This window comes from Streptomyces doebereineriae (assembly GCF_031845645.1).
GTDB classification, from domain to species: Bacteria; Actinomycetota; Actinomycetes; order Streptomycetales; family Streptomycetaceae; genus Streptomyces; species Streptomyces canus.
The window spans coordinates 140730-160861 of sequence record NZ_JAVREZ010000021.1; the positions used below are offsets into that span (position 1 = coordinate 140730).

General features: G+C 68.8%; 11 protein-coding genes. 1 reads left to right on the plus strand and 10 read right to left on the minus strand.

All coding sequences use genetic code 11. The features are described from left to right. Window positions 1-156: 156 nt before the first annotated feature. Window positions 157-1449, plus strand: coding sequence for a cellulase family glycosylhydrolase (locus RNB18_RS41470; protein WP_311719272.1), 1293 nt, complete (start codon window positions 157-159; stop codon window positions 1447-1449). A 10-nt stretch (window positions 1450-1459) separates the two neighbouring features. Here the strand turns inward: RNB18_RS41470 and RNB18_RS41475 are convergent, their stop codons facing one another. From RNB18_RS41475 to rpoB, 10 genes are all read right to left on the minus strand, one after another. Beyond that, window positions 1460-2599, minus strand: a complete 1140-nt coding sequence (locus RNB18_RS41475) for a glycosyltransferase family 4 protein (protein ID WP_311719274.1) — start codon at window positions 2597-2599, stop codon at window positions 1460-1462. Further along, window positions 2596-3813, minus strand: a complete 1218-nt coding sequence (locus tag RNB18_RS41480; RefSeq protein ID WP_311719275.1) for a polysaccharide pyruvyl transferase family protein — start codon at window positions 3811-3813, stop codon at window positions 2596-2598. Before RNB18_RS41480 ends, RNB18_RS41475 begins: the two co-directional genes overlap by 4 nt. 23 nt (window positions 3814-3836) lie before the next feature. Next, a complete protein-coding gene (locus RNB18_RS41485) occupies window positions 3837-5474 on the minus strand; it encodes a lipopolysaccharide biosynthesis protein (RefSeq protein ID WP_311719276.1) in 1638 nt (545 codons plus the stop codon). Beyond that, complete coding sequence (locus RNB18_RS41490) at window positions 5471-6607, minus strand: glycosyltransferase family 4 protein (RefSeq protein WP_311719277.1); 1137 nt, start codon at window positions 6605-6607, stop codon at window positions 5471-5473. Before RNB18_RS41490 ends, RNB18_RS41485 begins: the two co-directional genes overlap by 4 nt. Continuing rightward, a complete protein-coding gene (locus RNB18_RS41495) occupies window positions 6604-9003 on the minus strand; it encodes a DUF2206 domain-containing protein (RefSeq protein WP_311719278.1) in 2400 nt (799 codons plus the stop codon). Before RNB18_RS41495 ends, RNB18_RS41490 begins: the two co-directional genes overlap by 4 nt. After that, a complete protein-coding gene (locus tag RNB18_RS41500; RefSeq protein WP_311719280.1) occupies window positions 9000-10094 on the minus strand; it encodes a glycosyltransferase family 4 protein in 1095 nt (364 codons plus the stop codon). The genes RNB18_RS41495 and RNB18_RS41500 overlap by 4 nt, the downstream gene beginning before the upstream one ends. Before the next feature lie 63 nt (window positions 10095-10157). Next, a complete protein-coding gene (locus RNB18_RS41505; protein WP_311719281.1) occupies window positions 10158-10757 on the minus strand; it encodes a hypothetical protein in 600 nt (199 codons plus the stop codon). Then, window positions 10754-11920 carry a glycosyltransferase family 2 protein gene (locus RNB18_RS41510; RefSeq protein WP_311719282.1) on the minus strand — a complete coding sequence of 389 codons (1167 nt, stop codon included), beginning with the start codon at window positions 11918-11920 and terminating at the stop codon, window positions 10754-10756. The genes RNB18_RS41505 and RNB18_RS41510 overlap by 4 nt, the downstream gene beginning before the upstream one ends. Window positions 11921-12555: 635 nt before the next feature. Beyond that, window positions 12556-16455, minus strand: coding sequence for a DNA-directed RNA polymerase subunit beta' (locus RNB18_RS41515; protein WP_057607920.1), 3900 nt, complete (start codon window positions 16453-16455; stop codon window positions 12556-12558). A gap of 100 nt (window positions 16456-16555) precedes the next feature. Continuing rightward, entirely contained in the window at window positions 16556-20041 is a 3486-nt protein-coding gene (gene rpoB / locus RNB18_RS41520) for a DNA-directed RNA polymerase subunit beta (RefSeq protein ID WP_311719284.1), read from the minus strand. Window positions 20042-20132: the final 91 nt, after the last annotated feature.

Genomic DNA, 20132 nt, shown 5'->3' on the forward strand with positions numbered 1-20132 from the left:
CGGCCAGGGGGGCCAGGACGCCGGGGAGGACGGCCGAGACGAGAGGGGATGAGCAATCAGGCGAAAATGAATTGAACTACCCCGCCTGCAAGCATCTCAATCACGACTCCGCCACAATGCCTCCATTCTCCGGGCACCCGACATTAGGCTGCGCGGGTGTCTCAGCAGCCCATACAGCCCGCGTCCGACCGTTCACGCTCCCGCTCCCGCCGCAAGCAACGGTCCGGGGTGCAGCGGCGGCTCCTCGGCGCACTCGTGTCCATCGGCGTCATCGGCGCCTCGGTGGCCGCAGTGGTGGCCTGGTCCGGTGCCGGCACCCCGTCCCGTATCCCCGATGACGGCGTCGGGGCCGCGTCCGCGTCCGCGTCCGGGGCAAACGCCACCGGGGCCGACCGCGCTTCGGACCGGAAACTCCGCTTCGGACTGGCCTTCGGCGACCGGTTGACCTGGATGACGGACACCGAGCTCACCAAGGCGATGGACGACGCCAAGGAACTGGGCGTCGGCTGGCTGCGAGTGGACCTGTCGTGGCGCAACATCCAGCCCGACAGCTCCACCCAGTACCTGTGGGAGCGCTTCGACCGTGTGGTGGACGCCGCCCATGCCCACGGCCTGGAGGTCCTGCCCACCATCTCCTACACCCCGCGCTGGGCCGCTGCCCCGGACTGCGGAAGCACTGCCCAGGCCTGCCCGCCCGCGGACGACGCGCAGTTCGCCGAGTTCGCGCGGCATGCCGTCGAGCGGTATGCGCCCAAGGGTGTGCACACCTGGGAGATATGGAACGAGCCGAACATCCTTCCGTTCTGGAAGACCGGCCCCGATGCCGAGCGCTACACCGCCCTGCTGGCCGCGACCGCTCCGGCCATGCGCTCCGCCGACCCCAAGGCCTATCTCCTGTTCGGTGGACTGGCTGCGGTGGACACCATCCCGTCCAAGGGGTACGTGTCGCACAAGACGTTCCTGTCGGAGGTGGCCCGGCTGGGCGCCCTGAAGTACGTGGACGCCATCTCCTACCATCCGTACACCTATCCCCTGCTGCCGAGCACCGAGACCGCCACCGGCACTCGCTACGAGGACATCGACCGCACGCAGGACAGCCTCGTCGCCACCCTGACGAAGTACGGCAAGCCCAAGATGCCGATCTGGATCACCGAGACCGGCGCTCCCACCTGGGCCCAGGGCAAGGTCGCGGACAGCCCGGACGCGGTGGGTACCCAGTACGTCACCCCACGGCTGCAGGCGGAGATCGCCACCGACACCGTGCCGGCAGCGGCGGCGATCCCCTCGGTGGACGTGATGTTCTGGTTCGCGTATCAGGACGGCGAGCCCGAGACCGCGACGTCCAGAAAGGCGCAGCACTACGGTCTGAAGTACTACGACGGCACCCGCAAGCCGGCGTTCGAGGCCCTGCGGAAGGCGATCGCCGCCTACCGCAAGGACCACGACTAGCCCGGTGCGGTCAGAGCGCCCGGAACAATTGCAGGTAGCGGGCCGTCAGCTTCGGCCAGGCGTAACGTTCCTCTGCCGTGCGCCGGCCGGCCGCTCCTATCCGGTCCGCCAGATCCCCGTCGGCCAGCAGCTTGGCACAGGCCGCGGCGAGAGCGTCCGGATCACCCGGCGGGACGAGCAGACCCGTCTCCCCGTCGTCGACCACGTGCGGGATGCCTCCCACCTCCGAGCCGACGACCGGCGTGGCACAGGCCATGGCCTCGACCAACGCCATACCGAAGGACTCCGCCTCGGTGAGCGAGGGCAGCGCCAGCACGGCTGCCGTGCGCACCGCGTCCGTCAGGGCTTCGCCACTCAGGGCGCCTGGGGTCTCCAGGCGGTCGGCGACGCCGAGTTCGGCCGCGAGGGCGCGCAGGCCGGGCAGGGCGTCGCCGTCGCCGACCAGGCGCAGACGGGCGTCGGGCACCGTGCGGGCGAGGTGGGCGAAGGCGCGAACCAGGACGTCGACGCCCTTCCATGCCGAAGAGCGGTCCATACGGCCGACGTAGACGACCGTGCGGGGACGGCGCGAGGCCGGCTCGCCCGGTGTGAAGCGGTCGGTGTCCACGCCGGGTGAGATCCGCACCGCGTGCGGGTGCCCGTCGGCGAGTGACACCGGGGACACCGCGACCAGTCGCCGAGCGCGGGCGAAGACCCGGGGCAGCACGGCCCTCTCGTACAGGCCGATCAGCCGGTCGGCGACGCCGCTGTCCGCCTCGCCCTTGTGCATCGATCCCGCGTGGTAGGTCAGCACGGTGGGCCGGCGCCCGGCCACGGCGACCGCGAGGTCTCCGAGACCGGGGACGGGCGCGTGCACGTTGACGACCTCGGCGCGGGTCCGCCGCAGCCAGTGACGCAGTTGCAGCGGCCACAGCGGGCTGAGCGGGGTGTTGGACAGCTTCAGCCAGACGCCGAGCCGCACGACGGGGATGCCGTCCTCGTTGCCCACGGTGGTGCGCAGCCCTCTGTCGAGACGCGTGGTGATCACCACGGGCCGCAGATCGGGGGCGCCCGCGACGGCGGCCGCGATGCGCGCGGCGTACTGCTCCACCCCTCCGATCTTCGGCGGGTAGTACGGGGCGACGACCGCGACAGTACGGCGTCTGCTCACACCGACTCCCGCAGCCGGGCGGGCAGCGACTGGGCGCGGGCCACGTAGCCGGGCAGATTGGCGTCGAGGATCGCGCGGTAGGCGGCGGGGTCCTTCAACAGCGGCTCGACCAGCGCCCACAGCCTGTCGTGGGTGACGTCGGCGATGGGCAGGACCCACTCGCCGAGGCCCAGGTCGGCCATGATGCCCCGGGTCTTGTGCTCATACTCGATGGCGACGCAGGGCACCTCGCTGGTGAGCGAGAAGATCACCGAGTGGAAGCGGGTGCCGATGAGCAGGGAACACTCGTCGTACAGGCCCTTGAGGTCGCGGTAGTCGACGACCTCGTCGACCATGAGCGGGCCGCTGGTGCAGTGGGCGGCGATGCGGCGCTCGCAGATGCGGTCGTCGTCGCCGAGGTAGTCGGTGCTCACCTGGGGGATGAGGACCGCTCGGGCGCCAGTGGCCTGGACGGCGTCGATGGTGCGGGCGAGTTCGCGTTCGTAGCGTTCCTGCGCGGCGGGGGCCAGCCAGCGGCGCGCGGTGATGCCGACCAGCCGCTCGTCGGGACCGACGCCGATCTTGGCCCGCCAGTCGATACGGCGCTCCGGGTCGAACGCGAAACCGGCGTCGACGGCCCGCTCGATCTGCTGCGCCGGGATGTCGCAGGCGAGCAGCTCGCCCACACTGACGTCCTCGCGCGGCAGTACCGCAGCCGAGCGGCGCATGACCCGTCCGACCAGCTTGCGCTGTGCGGCGGCCGGGAACGGACCGAAGGACTGCGGGGCCCAGACCACGGGGACGCCCGCCTTCTGCGCGAACAGCGCGGGCAGCAGGACGAAGAAGACGTTCTGGTAGCCGTCGAGACCGGGGCGGGCCAGTACATAGCCACCGCCCATGGAGACCACCAGGTCCGCCGTGGCCACGGCACGGGCCTCGCGCCGGGCCTCGGTGGGCAGGACCGCGACGACGGCCCGGGTGAACGGGCGGGGCAGGACCACCGCCGCGGTGCCCGCGAGTCCGAGCAGCGCCTTGCGCAACAGGCGCCGGGGCAGCGAGACGGTGCCGTCGGCGACATAGCGGCGGATCGAGCCGATGTTGCGCACGCCCTCGAAGGACGGGTGCACAGCGGCGTCCTCCATGCCCGCGATCACCACGTCGGCTTCGGGAAAGGCCTCCTGCACGTGCCGCAGGCAGACGGAGAGCAGTGCGGCGTCGCCGGCGTTCTCACGCACGTACGCATTGATCACCACGATTTTCAAGGGACGGGCCTCTCGGAACTGAACGAACTGGCTGTGTTCGTGGGGGAGGTGAGTACGCCGGAGGCAGGGTGGGGGCCGGCATGGGCGTCGACCGGGGCGCCCGAGGGATCGCCGTAGGGGTTCCCGTACGGCTCGGTGTAGTGGCCGTAGTAGTCCTCGTACGACTCGCCGCCGGCCGCCGCGTACGGGTACTCCAGTCCGACCCCGTACGGGTCGGCCGGCCCGACCCGGTACGGCGCGTCGTAACCGCCGACCACGTGGTCATACGGCGTCTCGAGGTCCGTCGGTCGCAGTGCCAGGGTGTCTTCCGGCGACGGGGTGTCCGCCGCCGGCGCCGAGGTGGCCACCGGCACCCGCGCAGCGCGGCTGCCCAGGACCAGACTCGCCGTGGCGAAGAGGCCGGCGACCGCGTTGCCCGTGGCCCACGCGTAGCCGATCCACACCAGGCCCCGGTCGGCGAAGGCGGAGGCGAGACCGACGGTCAGACTGGCCATGATCGTGTTGGCGGCGATCAGGTGCCGCATGCGCTGAGCCAGCTTGAGGGCGAAGCAGGCCCAGGTGTTCAGGGCGACCGGCAGGGCGGCGATCGCCAGCACGGTCAGCAAGGGCCGGGCCTGGTCCTCGTACTCCGCGCCGAACATCTTCAGCAGCAGTCCCCCGCCGAGGACCACGACCGCGGCGGCGGGCACCTGGACGGCCGCGATGATCCGCCCGGAGCGCAGCATCAGCTCCCGAAACCGCGACTCCTGGTGCGAGACCTCCGCGAAGACGGCCTCGCCGACGGCGGTGGAGACGGAGTTCAGCATCGCCGCGATCTGGAACGCCACGAAGAAGTAGCCGGCCGCGGCCGCCCCCAGGTGGTGCAGCACGATCAGCGGGGTCGCCAGCACCGGCGTCAGATTGATCAGGTTGGAGACATGGCTGGCGACGGAGAAGCGGAACTTCTCGCGCAGCCGGGTGCCGTGGGTGCGCAGGTCCATGCGGAAACCGAGTCGGCGGCGCAGCACCACCAGGGCGACGAGCACCGTCACCGCGTAGCCCACGCCGGCCGAGGCCACGATGCCGAAGACGCCGAGCCCCGTGAGAGCGGCCGGGACGGCGACCTTGGCGGCTCCCTGGGTCAGTCCGTCGATCAGCACGTTGTACTCGGGAATGCGGGCCGCGTTGAAGACCGACTTGACCAGCATGCTGGCGGCCGCACAGCCGCAGAACACGGCGAAGGCGACCGCCGACATCCAGTCGTCACGGACGAACGCCAGCTTGCCGCCGTACAGGGGGAGTCCGAGGAGGTAGATGCCCGCCGCCACGCACCCGACCACCGTCACCAGCACCATCGCCTGGCTGATCTGGGCGTTGCGCGCCTCGCGCTCCGCCGGGAAGCGGACCAGCGTGTTGTTCAGGCCGAGCAGGCTGAACGTGGCCAGCAGGGAGGTGGCGGAGATCAGCGACGTGGCGAGGCCGACCTGGGAAGGGCTGTAGAAGCGGGCGACGACCACCCAGAACACGAAGCTGAGCCCGGCGGTGACCACCGTGGAGGCGAGCAGGAAGAACGAACTGCGGTAGATCCGGTCGCCCGGGCGGCGGTGTCGGCCACGCGCGGGCGTGGCCGGGGCGGTACTCCCGGCATCCGTCATGGGTGCTCACCGCGGTAGTGCGCCAGCAAGGTGTGGACGTGGTCGTTCCAGGCGAAGGCCTTCTCCGCGTACGTCCGCGCGTACTCCCCCATCCGGGCCCGCCGCTCGGGGTCGGCGGCCAGTGCGCGCAGTTCGGCGGCGAGCACGGCCGGCTCGCGGGGCAGCAGGGACACCTGGTCGCGGTCGAGGTGATAGGGGGCGTAGCCGGGATCGTCGGTGGTGACCACCGGCAGGCCGGAGGCCATGGCCTCCTGCACGGTGAGCGGAAATCCCTCGGCGGTGGAGGGCAGCGCGAAGACGTCGCAGGCCCGGTAGGCCTCGGCGACGGCCTCGGGCGGCAGCGCGCCGAGGTGGTGGACGCCGGTCCGACCGGCCAGAGCCGCCGTGTCTCCGCCCCCGGAGAACACCAGGTCGTAGCCGGCGTCGGGGGTGTGGGCGGCGAGGAGCAGGTCATAGCCCTTCTTGGGCACGAGCCGGCCCACGAACAGCACCAGTACGCGGTCGGCGGGCAGCCCGAACCGCGTCCGTGCGAGCGCCCGCTCTGCCTCGGAGGCGGCGGGGCGGAACAGTTCCGTGTCCACCCCGTTGGCCAGATGGTGCCGGCGACGGGCGCCGTGGCCATCCACGAACCTGGCGACTGAGGCGTTGAGCGTGAACACCGCGCGGGCACCGCGCAGGAGACCCCGGCCTGCCACCCCGTACACCGCGCGCTGCACAGCCTGGACCAGACCGGAGGGGTGCTCGACGACGGCCACATGCTGGGTGAGGACGTACGGGGTGCGGGTGAGCTTCGCCGCCAGGCCTGCCGTCCACGAGCTGATGTAGAGGCAGTCGTGGATGTGTACGGCGTCCGCGTGCCGCGCCCAGCGCAGCGCGACGGCCGCCAGGGCGGGCGAGAACACCGGGAAGGGCACACCCGCCTTGCGCTCCGCACCGTTCCAGGCGGCGACACGGACCACCCTTACCCCGTCCTCACGGGTGACGGAGGAGCGGTCGGCGCTGGTGACGACGGTGACGTCGACGCCCTCCCTCGCGAGTCCGACGGCCTCGCGGCGCGCGACGTTCTCGATGCCACCGACGTGCGGCGGGTAGTAGTGGCTGACCAGGAGGACCCTCAACGGTCTCGTGCTCATCGGTAGATCACCGCTCCCCCGTTGCTGTAGATGACGTCCCGCGAGTCCAGGACCTTCATCGGGTACTCGTACGTGATCAAGTCGCCGCCGTAGAAGACGGTCACCTGGCCGGTGCGGGTCGGTGTGGTGCCCAGAAGCACATACGAGTCCGTGCGCAGGGCGGCCGGGGTGATGTCGGCGAGAGTGGGATGGGTCAGAAGGGACTGGAGGCGGCTGTAGCTGAACCGGTCGGTCTGGATCAGCCCCGTGCCGTCCTTGGCAATCCGCGCGTCGAGCCAGAGCGCGGCCCGGCGCTCCTCGGCATGCGGGTAGTAGATGGAGTAGTACTGGCCGGAGTTGGACAGCTGCACCTGTGCCGGATAGCCGCCCAGCGCCTTGGGCACCACACCCGACAGGTCGAGCAGCAGCCCGGCCAGCAGTACGCAGGCCAGCGGCACGGTACGGCGGCCCGCCCAGCGCAGGGCCCACAGGGTGGCGGTGGCCAGGAACGGCGCGAAGAAGAACAGGCCCTGCTGGAACGCGCGCAGCAGGCTGTAGTCCACCGAAAGCTGCGGTACGAGCGTGAAGACGGCGACCATGCACCAGGCACCGGCGGCGATGGTGATCTGGTCGCGCACCGGACGGAACGCGGAGCGGCGGGCCCACAGCGCCACCGCGAAGCCGACCATCACCATCAACTGGAAGAACAGCGCGGCTCCCTGCCGGAGCGCGCCGTTGAGTCCCGGCACGCTGATGCCGAAGGCGTCCAGGAGCCGTCCGGTGGCGGTCAGCTTCATCGTCGGCACCTCGACGACGGGCGTGGACAGGCTGTCGACCTGCTTCAGCGGCAGATAGTCGCCGTCGTCCCGCTCGGCCGCGGTCTGCTTCAGCAGGTCGGCCTTGTACTCCTTCAGGCGCTCGGACGCCGGGATCTTCTCACCGCCGAGGATGCTGTACGCCGTGTCGGAGGAGCCCGACTCCGACTTGCCTCCGAACACGGCCGAGGCGACCGATGTCAGGGTGCGTTCGACCTGGCCGCCCGTGTGGGTGAGGGGGCCCGACCACAACAGGGCGAGCACGGCGGGCACTGCCACCACCCACCAGGTGAGGAAGGACAGCATCCGGTCCTCGCGGCGTTTGCGGCGCGCCCTTCCGCGACCGCGCCGGGACACCAACCGCCACACCTTGTCCAGGGCGAAGGAGATGGCGAGGGTGCCGACGACGACGTAGGTCGTGGAGTAGTGGGAGAGGACGATGCCGCCCAGCAGCACCACGAACACCGTCCGGCGCAGGGGCAGCGGGCCGCTCGAGTCGGTGAGCACCACCATGGCGCAGCCCAGCAGCAGGAAGGCGATCTCCTGGCGACCGAGGTAGGTCATGTCGGTGAGGAACGTGGGAAAGACGATGAAGTACACCGCCGAGATCAGCGCGACCACGCGTGGGGCCACGTTGCGCACCGCGCGGTGGACCAGCACCGGGGTGAACGCGAACAGCAGCGGCAGGACGACCTTGAAGATCGACGTGTCGGAGAGCGCGGTCATCTGGAAGATGTGCACCGGCAGCAGCGTGATGCTCAGACAGGCGTTGTACGGGTCGGTGTAGGTGCCGATGTTCCAGTACTCGCCGCCCAGGGCGAGCCGGAAGTACAGGTACTCCTTCTGGATGTCGTGCCCGGTGATGTACTGGCCGCGCAGCGAGGTGAGCAGCAGCAGTGCGGCCGAGGCGCAGTACAGGCCGAACTCCAGGACGGGGACCGGGTAGCGGGCCCGGCGCAGCAGGAGCAGACAGATCAGCGCGGCCACGACGACCGTGGCGACGGCGCTGACCGCGCCGCCCAGGCCGTTGTTGAGCCGGATGGGCCCGGCCACGGAGAGGATGAGGGCCAGGCAGCCGAGGGCCGCCACCGGGCGGAGGCCACGGGTGGTGGACCAGGCGTCCAGGACGGACCCTTCGGGGCGTTCCGGCATGGGTGCGAGAACACCGAGCACGACCAGGGCGGCGGCAGTGGCGACCGTGAGGAACAGCCGGGTCAGCGGGCGGTCGACCCCGATCAGGGGAAGCACGGTGTTCACGGTGAGCGCGACGACGATGTCGGTCAGCACCGTGAACCCGACAGCGAGCAGCAGGCGGGCGGTCCCGGTACTCACGATGCGCGCGGTCACACCACGCCACAGCAGGACGGGCGCGCCGAACAACAGCCACAGTCCGGCGAGGGTCTGCAGCAGGCCGGGTGTCTGGGGCAGCAGTTCCAGGACGCTGGCCGGGGCGAGGCTGAGCAGGATGGCCCAGCGGCGGCCGATCGGGACCCGCCGGGGGCCCGCGGACCTGCTGGGCCCGACGGGCGGCTCGTCGTCGCTGTGCGACTGCGGGTCGGGGCCGGTGACCCTCAGCGCCAGGGTTTCGTCGTTGATGGTCACAACAGGCCGGCCTTGGTGTAAACGTCGTCGACGAGCCGGGCGACGGTCTCCCACGAGTAGTCCCGGGCCCGCTCCACGCTGGCGCGGGCCAGCCGCGCCCGCAGCGCGAGGTCGGCGGCGACGGAGTCGAGGGCGGCGGCGAGGGCGGCCGGCTCGGGGGCAGCCAGGAGCCCGGTGCCACGAACGAGTTCCCGGGTGCCGGGCACATCGGTGGCGATCACCGGCAGCCCGGCCGCCATGGCCTCCAGCACGACCAGCGGCATGCCTTCCTTGTCCGAGGGCAGCACGAAGGCGTCGCTGTCCGCGTAGGCCTTCACCAGGTCCTCCCCGAGCAGTGCGCCGCTGAACTCCACGTTCTCCAGGCCCAGGCCGGCGGCCTGTTCCTGGAGCTGCCCCCGCAGTTCGCCGTCGCCGACGATCCGCAGCCGGATGTCCTGCCGCGTCCGGTCCAGGGCGTTCAGCAGTCGGGACACGTTCTTCTGGACGCCGAGGCGGCCGACGTACAGCAGGTTCAGAGGGCCGGGCGCGGGCTCGCGGGCCGGCATGAAATACGTGGCGCCGACGCCGTTGGGCACGATGTGGACGCGGTCGGCGGGGACCCGGTAGGTGTCCGTGAGGAATGCCGCCTGGGCGTCGGTCAGCGCGATGACTCCGGCCGCGTTCCGCAGGACGCGTCCGAACACATGCTCCTTGTAGTGCGGAAGCAGAGCACCGAGCGGACCGGAGGCGTCCACGTCGAGGTGGAAGTGGAGCAGGAACCGGGTGCCGCGCAGCCGGGTGGCGAGAGCGACCATCTCGGGAAGCAGGGCGTGAGCGCAGTGCAGATGGAGCACCGCGTCGCGGGGCAGCCTGGCGAGGTGCGTGGCGAGGCCCGGGGCGAGGGCGGTGTGCGCCACCTCCACGGCCCGGTGCCGGTGCACCACGACCCCCTCCTCACGGGTGGTGCGCGGCAAGCCCTCGGTGCGCAGGGCGGTGGTCAGAACCTCTACGTCGTGTCGTTTGGCCTGCTCCCGCGCAAGGTTGGAGACGACACGCTCCAGCCCGCCGAGCGCCGGCGGGTAGTAGGGAGTGATCTGGACGATGGTGGGCATTCAGGTTCCCGGGAATGTGGGAGGTGCGGCTCGTGGGGTGGAACGGGGGCGGGCTGGAAGCGGTCAGCGCAGATGCATCCGGAGCCGCTGTGAGTGGCCCGGCAGCGTCACCTCGACGAGGTCCGCGTTCTTCTTTCCGCTGCCCTTCAGACGCAGCCGGACGTCGACGCCGATCAGGGCACCCGGCTTGGTGGTGACGGATTCCGTCCGGGCGGCGAGGCGCTCGCCCTTCGCGTCCTCGGCCCAGGCCCGCACCGCGTGCTTGCCGCCGGTCTCGCCGTGCTCGACGACCTCCAGCGGCACGACGAGTTCGTCACCGTCGAAGAACGGGTCCTTGCCGAAGTACATCTCGATGTAGGTCTGCTGACGTTCGGTGAAGGAATCCTTGAGCACGGTCCGGACCTCGGGCACGGACCAGCCGCCGACGCCGAGCACGGCCACGGCGAGCAGGGCGGCGACCGTACTTGTCGTACCGCGCAGCGGCCGACCGCGTCGGCCCGACGCGGTCGCCCGGGATCGGCGGCCGGACTCGCCTTCCCGGTCCTGCCGGTCGCGACCGGCCTCCTCCGCCTGACCACCGGACTGCCGGTCGTCAGACTGCCGCCCCGGCCCGCCCGCGGTGTCCTGCGGGCCGGGCCCGGTGTCGTCCGGCGTGCCGCTCACGCCATTTCCAGGGGGACCTCATCGGCGGTCCGCTGCCCCGGCAGGGACGCAATTGTCGTCTCGCCGAAGCTCTCGGCCGAGGAGACGGAGGGCTTGGCCGATCGGGACACCCCGGGTGCCGTCGAGTCCGCGGCAGACGCGTCGAGATCGAACGATTCAGTGATCTCGTCGATCTCGTCATGCAGCAGATCGGTGGCGGGCTTCTCCGGGTCGAACGGCGCGGACGCCTCGAAGATCGCAGAGGTTCCATAGGCCTTGCGCAGCCCGGATCCGTCGGAGAGTTCGGGCACATCGGCCGGCTCGGCCTCGTATGCGTCCGCACCGGACGTCTCGCGCTCGAACACCGCCGCGGTCTTCTCGCTGAGCTGCTCCACGGCGGCCACGGCACGCTCGGCCGCCTCGGCGGCGCGTTCGGCGGCGACGTTGGCACGGGCCATCTCGGCCAGCGGAACCATGCGTGAGGGCGTGGTGCGGAAACGATTGTCCCGGACCTTGTGCTCGAAGAGCTGGCGCAGGTTGGCCACCCCGTCGGGCAGGGCGTTCAGCTTGACCTGTCCGCCGCGCACCCGGTACTCGATCGGCACCTCGAGGCAGCGGAAGCCGGCCCGGGTCGCCGCGTTCTTGATCTCCTGGGAGAAGGCCATGCCCGGCGAACGGACATCGATCGCGGCCCATACATGACGCTGGAAGACCCACATGCCGGACTGCGAGTCGCGCAGGCCGTTACGGAACAGGGCCCGGCTCAGGGCACTGAGCGCGTGGTTGGCGACCGTGTGGGACGGCTTCATGGCACTGCGGTTCTCGACCCCGAGCCGGTTCGTGGTCATGAACTCCACACGCCGAGCATCCATGATGTGCAGCAGGTGCGGCAGCGCGTCGAAAGGGTATGTGCAGTCGGCGTCACCCGTGGCGATGACATCGCCCTGGGCCGCGTCGAAACCCGCCTGGTAGGCGTTGCCGTATCCGCGCAAAGGCTGCGAGACGACCCTGGCACCGAGCGAGCGGGCCACGTCGGCGGTGTCGTCGGTCGAGGCGTTGTCGACCACGATCACCTCGACCTCCCAGCCCGCTTCCGCCAGGTCTCGGTACGGAACGGTCGCCATGACCGTCGGCAGGTTTTCGGCCTCGTTGAGCGCGGGAATGACTATGGACAGAGATCTCAAGGCAAGCCCCCCCAAGGACTTGAGCAGTCACTGGACATCACTCCTGGCACGGGCCCCCTTGCCCGACCGCGATGGTGCTTCGGCCCATGTCCGCGACACGGGCCCCCCTCCACACACCACGGGAAACCTGAAGACCGTTGTGCACACTCGTACGACTAACGGACTGATGTCTCATTCAAATACTTTCATCGCACCTTAACCCGCCCCCACTTTCCGCACGTAACTCCTTCACGGACTTGTTATCCAGCTCACGTCGTATTCATAAGATTGCCCAACGGGCAAATCGGAAGGAACGGTGAGCAAGGAACCACTCGGACATGTAAGGCCGTTCAGAGGCGTGGCGCAGGCGGTCGCGCACCGCGCCCTCGGCGAACCCTCTCGGGCCGTGAGACCTCTCGACGGTGCGCGCGGCAGCGTCAACTTCACGGCGAGGGCGGGAGACCGTGCCACCTCGTGACCACAGTCGACACCGCGCGCCGGACGATCTTCCACGATCCCGTCGAGGCTCACGAGCAGGCCGCAACGGCGTGCCCACCGCCCCCCGACCGGAGGCCCGACAGCACGCTGAACACGCCGAAGGGCGGCCACCCCGTACGAAACGGAGTGACCGCCCTTCAGTCGTTCAGACGCAGGCCCTACTGGTTGTACGGCCCGTAGTCGTAGTCCTCCAGCGGCACAGCCTGCCCGGAGCCCGTGCCGAACGGCGAGTAGTCGATGTCGTCGTAGCCGACGGCCGAGTACATCGCGGCCTTGGCCTCCTCGGTCGGCTCGACCCGGATGTTGCGGTAGCGGGACAGACCCGTACCGGCCGGGATGAGCTTACCGATGATGACGTTCTCCTTGAGGCCGATGAGGCTGTCGGACTTGGCGTTGATCGCCGCGTCCGTCAGGACTCGGGTCGTCTCCTGGAAGGAGGCGGCCGACAGCCAGGATTCCGTCGCCAGCGAGGCCTTGGTGATACCCATCAGCTGCGGACGACCGGAGGCCGGGTGACCGCCCTCCTGGACCACACGGCGGTTCTCGGTCTCGAACTTCGAGCGCTCGACCAGCTCACCGGGCAGCAGCTCGGCGTCGCCGGACTCGATGATCGTCACGCGGCGCAGCATCTGCCGGATGATGATCTCGATGTGCTTGTCGTGGATCGACACACCCTGCGAGTTGTAGACCTTCTGGACCTCGCCGACCAGGTGGACCTGGACGGCACGCTGGCCCAGAATGCGCAGCACGTCGTGCGGGTTGGTGGCACCCACGGTGAGCTTCTGGCCCACCTCGACGTGCTCGCCCTCGCTGACCAGGAGTCGGGCGCGCTTCGAGATCGGGAACGCCGTCTCGTCGCTGCCGTCGTCCGGCGTGATGACGATCTTCTTGGTCTTCTCGGTCTCCTCGATCCGCACGCGGCCCTGGGCCTCGGAGATCGGGGCGACACCCTTCGGGGTACGGGCCTCGAAGAGCTCGACGACACGCGGCAGACCCTGGGTGATGTCGTCACCGGCCACACCACCGGTGTGGAAGGTACGCATCGTCAGCTGGGTACCGGGCTCACCGATGGACTGGGCGGCGATGATGCCGACCGCCTCACCGATGTCGACCAGCTTGCCGGTGGCCAGCGAGCGGCCGTAGCACATGGCGCAGGTGCCGACGGCGGACTCGCAGGTCAGGACCGAGCGGGTCTTGACCTCGGAGACACCGTGCTTGACGAGCTCGTCGATGAGGACGTCGCCGAGGTCGGTGTTGGCCGGGGCCAGCACCTTGCCGTCGACGGTGATGTCCTCGGCCAGCGCACGGGCGTACACGCTGGTCTCGACGTTGTCCGCCTTGCGCAGCACACCGTCCGCGCCGACCTCCGCGATCTGGAGCCGAAGACCGCGCTCGGTGCCGCAGTCCTCCTCGCGGATGATGACGTCCTGCGAGACGTCCACCAGACGACGGGTCAGGTAACCCGAGTCGGCGGTACGCAGGGCGGTGTCCGCCAGACCCTTACGGGCACCGTGCGTGGAGATGAAGTACTCCAGCACGGACAGGCCCTCACGGAAGGACGCCTTGATCGGACGCGGAATCGTCTCGTTCTTGGCGTTCGACACCAGACCACGCATACCGGCGATCTGCCGCATCTGCATCATGTTTCCTCGGGCACCCGAGTCAACCATCATGAAGATGGGGTTCGTCTTGGGGAAGTTCGCGTTCATCGCCTCGGCGACCTCGTTGGTCGCCTTGGTCCAGATCGCGATGAGCTCCTGAGTGCGCTCTTCCTTGGTGATCAGACCGCGCTCGTACTGCTTCTGGACCTTCTCGTCCTGAGCCTCGTAGCCCTTGACGATCTCGACCTTCGCGTCGGGAACGACGATGTCGGAGATGGCCACGGTGACGCCGGAACGGGTCGCCCAGAAGAAGCCGGCCGCCTTCAGGTTGTCGAGCGTCGCCGCCACGATGACCTTGGGGTAACGCTCGGCCAGGTCGTTGACGATCTCGGAGAGCTGCTTCTTGCCCACCGAGTAGTCGACGAACGGGTAGTCCTCGGGCAGCAGCTCGTTGAAGAGCGCGCGGCCCAGGGTGGTGCGCAGGCGGAACGTGTCCCCCTGCTGCCACTCGGGCTCGCCCTCCTCGCGCGCCGGCGGCGTCCAGCCACGCGGCGGGATGGTGCCCACCGGGAAGCGGATGTCGACCTGCGACTGGAGCGCGAGCTCGCCGGCGTCGAACGCCATGATCGCCTCGGCCGTGGAGCCGAAGGACCGGCCCTCGCCCTTGGTGTCACGCAGCTCGCCGTCGGTGGTGAGGAAGAACAGACCGAGGACCATGTCCTGGGTCGGCATCGTCACCGGACGGCCGTCGGCGGGCTTGAGGATGTTGTTCGAGGACAGCATCAGGATGCGGGCCTCGGCCTGCGCCTCCGCGGAGAGCGGCAGGTGGACGGCCATCTGGTCGCCGTCGAAGTCCGCGTTGAACGCGGTGCAGACGAGCGGGTGGATCTGGATGGCCTTGCCCTCGACCAGCTGCGGCTCGAAGGCCTGGATGCCGAGGCGGTGCAGGGTGGGAGCACGGTTCAGCAGCACCGGGTGCTCGGCGATGACCTCTTCGAGGACGTCGTACACGACGGTGCGGCCGCGCTCCACCATGCGCTTGGCGCTCTTGATGTTCTGCGCGTGGTTCAGGTCGACCAGGCGCTTCATCACGAACGGCTTGAAGAGCTCCAGCGCCATCGCCTTCGGCAGACCGCACTGGTGCAGCTTCAGCTGCGGACCGACGACGATCACGGAACGCGCGGAGTAGTCCACACGCTTGCCGAGCAGGTTCTGACGGAATCGACCCTGCTTGCCCTTGAGCATGTCGGACAGCGACTTCAGCGGACGGTTGCCGGGGCCCGTGACCGGGCGACCACGACGGCCGTTGTCGAAGAGCGCGTCGACGGCCTCCTGAAGCATGCGCTTCTCGTTGTTCACGATGATCTCGGGCGCACCGAGGTCAAGGAGTCGCTTCAGGCGGTTGTTGCGGTTGATCACACGGCGGTACAGGTCGTTCAGGTCGGAGGTCGCGAAGCGGCCACCGTCCAGCTGCACCATCGGGCGAAGGTCCGGCGGGATGACCGGGACGCAGTCGAGCACCATGCCCTTGGGGCTGTTGGAGGTCTGCAGGAAGGCAGACACGACCTTCAGCCGCTTCAGCGCACGGGTCTTCTTCTGGCCCTTGCCGGTACGGATGATCTCGCGGAGGCGCTCGGCCTCCTCGTCGAGGTCGAAGGACTCCAGGCGCTTCTGCAGCGCAGCGGCACCCATCGAACCGTCGAAGTACGTGCCGAAGCGGTCCCGCAGCTCGCGGTAGAGCAGCTCGTCGCCCTCGAGGTCCTGGACCTTGAGGTTCTTGAAGCGGGTCCACACCTCGTCGAGACGGTCGATCTCGCGCTGCGCACGGTCGCGCAGCTGCTTCATCTCACGCTCGGCACCCTCGCGCACCTTGCGGCGCACGTCGGCCTTGGCGCCCTCGGCCTCCAGCTCGGCCAGGTCGCTTTCCAGCTTCTTGGCGCGGGCCTCGAGGTCGGCGTCACGCCGGTTCTCGACCTGCTGACGCTCCACGGAGACGTGCGCCTCCAGGGAGGGCAGGTCGCGGGTGCGGCGCTCCTCGTCGACGTACGTGATCATGTACGCCGCGAAGTAGATGACCTTCTCCAGGTCCTTCGGGGCAAGGTCGAGCAGGTAACCAAGGCGCGACGGAACGCCCTTGAAGTACCAGATGTGCGTGACGGGGGCGGCCAGTTCGATGTGGCCCATCCGCTCACGGCGCACCTTGGCGCGAGTCACCTCGACGCCGCAGCGCTCACAGATGATGCCCTTGAACCGGACACGCTTGTACTTGCCGCAGTAGCACTCCCAGTCCCGGGTCGGACCGAAGATCTTCTCGCAGAAGAGTCCGTCCTTTTCGGGCTTGAGGGTGCGGTAGTTGATGGTCTCGGGCTTCTTGACCTCGCCGTGGCTCCACTGACGGATGTCGTCAGCGGTGGCCAGACCGATCCGGAGCTCATCGAAGAAGTTGACGTCGAGCACTATGCGTCAATCCCTCTCAGGGTTGTAAGTCTTAGGGTCTGAAACGGGGGTCCAGGGGCCGGCCGGAGGTTCCTCACCAGGTCCTCCGGCCGGACTCCCGTCAGACCTCTTCGACGCTGCTCGGCTCGCGCCGGGACAGGTCGATGCCGAGCTCTTCCGCAGCGCGGAAGACGTCCTCGTCGGTGTCGCGCATCTCGATGGACATGCCGTCCGAGGACAGCACCTCCACGTTGAGGCACAGGGACTGCATCTCCTTGATGAGCACCTTGAAGGACTCGGGGATGCCGGGCTCGGGGATGTTCTCGCCCTTGACGATGGCCTCGTAGACCTTCACGCGGCCGGTGACGTCGTCGGACTTGATGGTCAGCAGCTCCTGGAGGGCGTAGGCGGCGCCGTATGCCTCCAGCGCCCACACCTCCATCTCACCGAAGCGCTGGCCACCGAACTGGGCCTTACCACCCAGCGGCTGCTGGGTGATCATCGAGTACGGACCGGTCGAACGGGCGTGCAGCTTGTCGTCGACCAGGTGGTGCAGCTTGAGGATGTACATGTAGCCGACCGAGATCGGCTCCGGGAACGGCTCGCCGGAGCGGCCGTCGAACAGCCTCGCCTTACCGGTCGGCTGCACCATGCGCTCGCCGTCGCGGTTCGGGATGGTGTGGTTCAGCAGACCCGCGAGCTCGTCCTCACGCGCACCGTCGAACACCGGGGTGGCGACGTTGGTGCCCGGGGCGACCTGGTCGGCGCCGATCACCTGGAGCCGCTGCGCCCAGTCCTCGGCGAGCCCGGAGACGTCCCAGCCGCGACTGGCGAGCCAGCCGAGGTGGATCTCCAGAACCTGTCCCGGGTTCATTCGGGACGGCACACCGAGCGGGTTGAGGATGATGTCGACCGGGGTCCCGTCCTCGAGGAACGGCATGTCCTCGATGGGCAGGATCTTGGAGATGACACCCTTGTTGCCGTGTCGGCCGGCGAGCTTGTCACCGTCGGTGATCTTGCGCTTCTGCGCCACATACACGCGCACCAGCTGGTTCACACCGGGGGGAAGCTCGTCGCCCTCCTCGCGGTCGAAGACGCGCACACCGATGACCTTGCCGGTCTCGCCGTGCGGCACCTTCAGCGAGGTGTCACGGACCTCACGGGCCTTCTCACCGAAGATCGCGCGCAGCAGGCGCTCCTCCGGCGTCAGCTCGGTCTCACCCTTGGGCGTGACCTTGCCGACGAGGATGTCACCGGCGATGACCTCGGCACCGATGCGGATGATGCCGCGCTCGTCGAGGTCGGCGAGGACCTCCTCGGAGACGTTCGGGATGTCCCGGGTGATCTCCTCGGGGCCGAGCTTGGTGTCACGGGCGTCGACCTCGTGCTCCTCGATGTGGATCGAGGAGAGGACGTCGTCCTGCACGAGGCGCTGCGACAGGATGATCGCGTCCTCGTAGTTGTGACCCTCCCACGGCATGAACGCCACGAGCAGGTTCTTGCCGAGCGCCATCTCGCCGTTCTCGGTGGCCGCGCCGTCGGCGAGGACCTGGCCCTCGATGACGTGGTCGCCCTCGTCGATGATGACCTTCTGGTTGACCGAGGTGCCCTGGTTGGAGCGGGCGAACTTGGCCAGGCGGTACGTGATGTACGTGCCGTCGTCGTTGGCGGTGGTGATGTAGTCCGCGGAGACCTCCTGGACCACACCCGCCTTCTCTGCCTTGACCACGTCACCGGCGTCGACGGCGGAGCGGTACTCCATGCCGGTGCCGACGAGCGGGGCCTCGGACTTGATGAGCGGCACGGCCTGACGCATCATGTTCGCGCCCATGAGGGCACGGTTGGCGTCGTCGTGCTCGAGGAACGGGATCATGGCGGTCGCGACCGACACCATCTGGCGCGGCGAGACGTCCATGTAGTCCACGTCGTCACCGGGAACGTAGTCGACCTCGCCGCCACGACGGCGGACCAGGACGCGGTTCTCGGTGAAGCGCATGTCGTCGTCGAGCGTGGCGTTGGCCTGCGCGATGACGAAGCGGTCCTCCTCGTCGGCCGTCAGGTAGTCGACCTCGTCGGTGACGACGTCGCCGTCGACCTTGCGGTACGGCGTCTCCACGAAGCCGAACGCGTTGACGCGGCCGTAGGAGGCGAGCGAACCGATCAGACCGATGTTCGGGCCTTCGGGCGTCTCGATCGGGCACATGCGGCCGTAGTGGGACGGGTGCACGTCACGGACCTCGAAGCCGGCCCGCTCACGGGAGAGACCACCCGGGCCAAGAGCCGACAGACGGCGCTTGTGGGTGAGACCCGACAGCGGGTTGTTCTGGTCCATGAACTGCGACAGCTGGCTGGTGCCGAAGAACTCCTTGATGGAGGCGACGACCGGCCGGATGTTGATCAGGGTCTGCGGCGTGATCGCCTCGACGTCCTGGGTCGTCATGCGCTCACGCACGACGCGCTCCATACGAGCCAGACCCGTGCGGACCTGGTTCTGGATGAGCTCGCCGACGCTGCGCAGACGACGGTTGCCGAAGTGGTCGATGTCGTCGGTCTCGACGACGATGTTCGTGCCGCTGTCGCCGACCGTCTCGGTCTCGCCCGCGTGCAGCTTCACCAGGTACTTGATCGTCGAGATGATGTCCTCGACGGTCAGGATGCCCGCGTCGAGCGGAGCCTCCGCACCCAGCTTCTTGTTGACCTTGTAACGGCCGACCTTGGCGAGGTCGTAGCGCTTCGGGTTGAAGTAGAGGTTCTCGAGCAGCGTCTGCGCGGCCTCACGGGTCGGGGGCTCGCCCGGACGCAGCTTGCGGTAGATGTCGAGCAGCGCGTCGTCCTGGCCCTGGGTGTGGTCCTTCTCCAGGGTGGCGCGCATCGACTCGTACTCGCCGAACTCCTCGAGGATCTGCTCGGTGGTCCAGCCGAGAGCCTTCAGGAGCACGGTGACGGACTGCTTGCGCTTGCGGTCGATACGGACACCGACCATGTCGCGCTTGTCGATCTCCATCTCCAGCCAGGCACCCCGGGAGGGGATGATCTTGGCCGAGAAGATGTCCTTGTCGGACGTCTTGTCGATGGAGGAGTCGAAGTAGACGCCCGGCGAGCGGACCAGCTGCGACACCACGACACGCTCGGTGCCGTTGATGACGAAGGTGCCCTTGTGGGTCATGAGCGGGAAGTCGCCCATGAAGACCGTCTGGGACTTGATCTCGCCGGTCTCGTTGTTGGTGAACTCGGCCGTCACGAAGAGCGGGGCCGCGTACGTGAAGTCGCGGTCCTTGCACTCGTCGATGCTGTTCTTCGGCGGCTCGAAACGGTGGTCACGGAACGTCAGCGACATCGACCCGGAGAAGTCCTCGATCGGGGAGATCTCCTCGAAGATCTCCTCCAGACCGGACTTGGTGGGGACGTCCTGACCTGACTCCAGAGCCTCCTCGACCCGACTCTGCCAGGCGGTGTTCCCGAGCAGCCAGTCAAAGCTCTCGGTCTGCAGCGCGAGCAGGTTGGGAACCTCGAGAGGCTCCTTGATCTTTGCAAAAGAGATGCGCAGCGGGGCGGTGCTGGCGGCGTTGTTCGTATTCGCGGTCGAGGCAGTGCGCGAGGCGGCCAAGAGGGGGTCCTTCCGAGGGCTCGGACTCACTACGCGCTCCCCGGACCCTCACCCACGGCATAGAGACAGGTATCTCCGATTCGGCCGAAAG

What these genes read in the sequence shown, in the direction of transcription:
- RNB18_RS41490 (WP_311719277.1), bottom strand. Translation starts at nt 6,607, where the DNA reads ATGAGCACGAGACCGTTGAGGGTCCTCCTGGTCAGCCACTACTACCCG.
- RNB18_RS41500 (WP_311719280.1), bottom strand. Translation starts at nt 10,094, where the DNA reads ATGCCCACCATCGTCCAGATCACTCCCTACTACCCGCCGGCGCTCGGC.
- RNB18_RS41485 (WP_311719276.1), bottom strand. Translation starts at nt 5,474, where the DNA reads ATGACGGATGCCGGGAGTACCGCCCCGGCCACGCCCGCGCGTGGCCGA.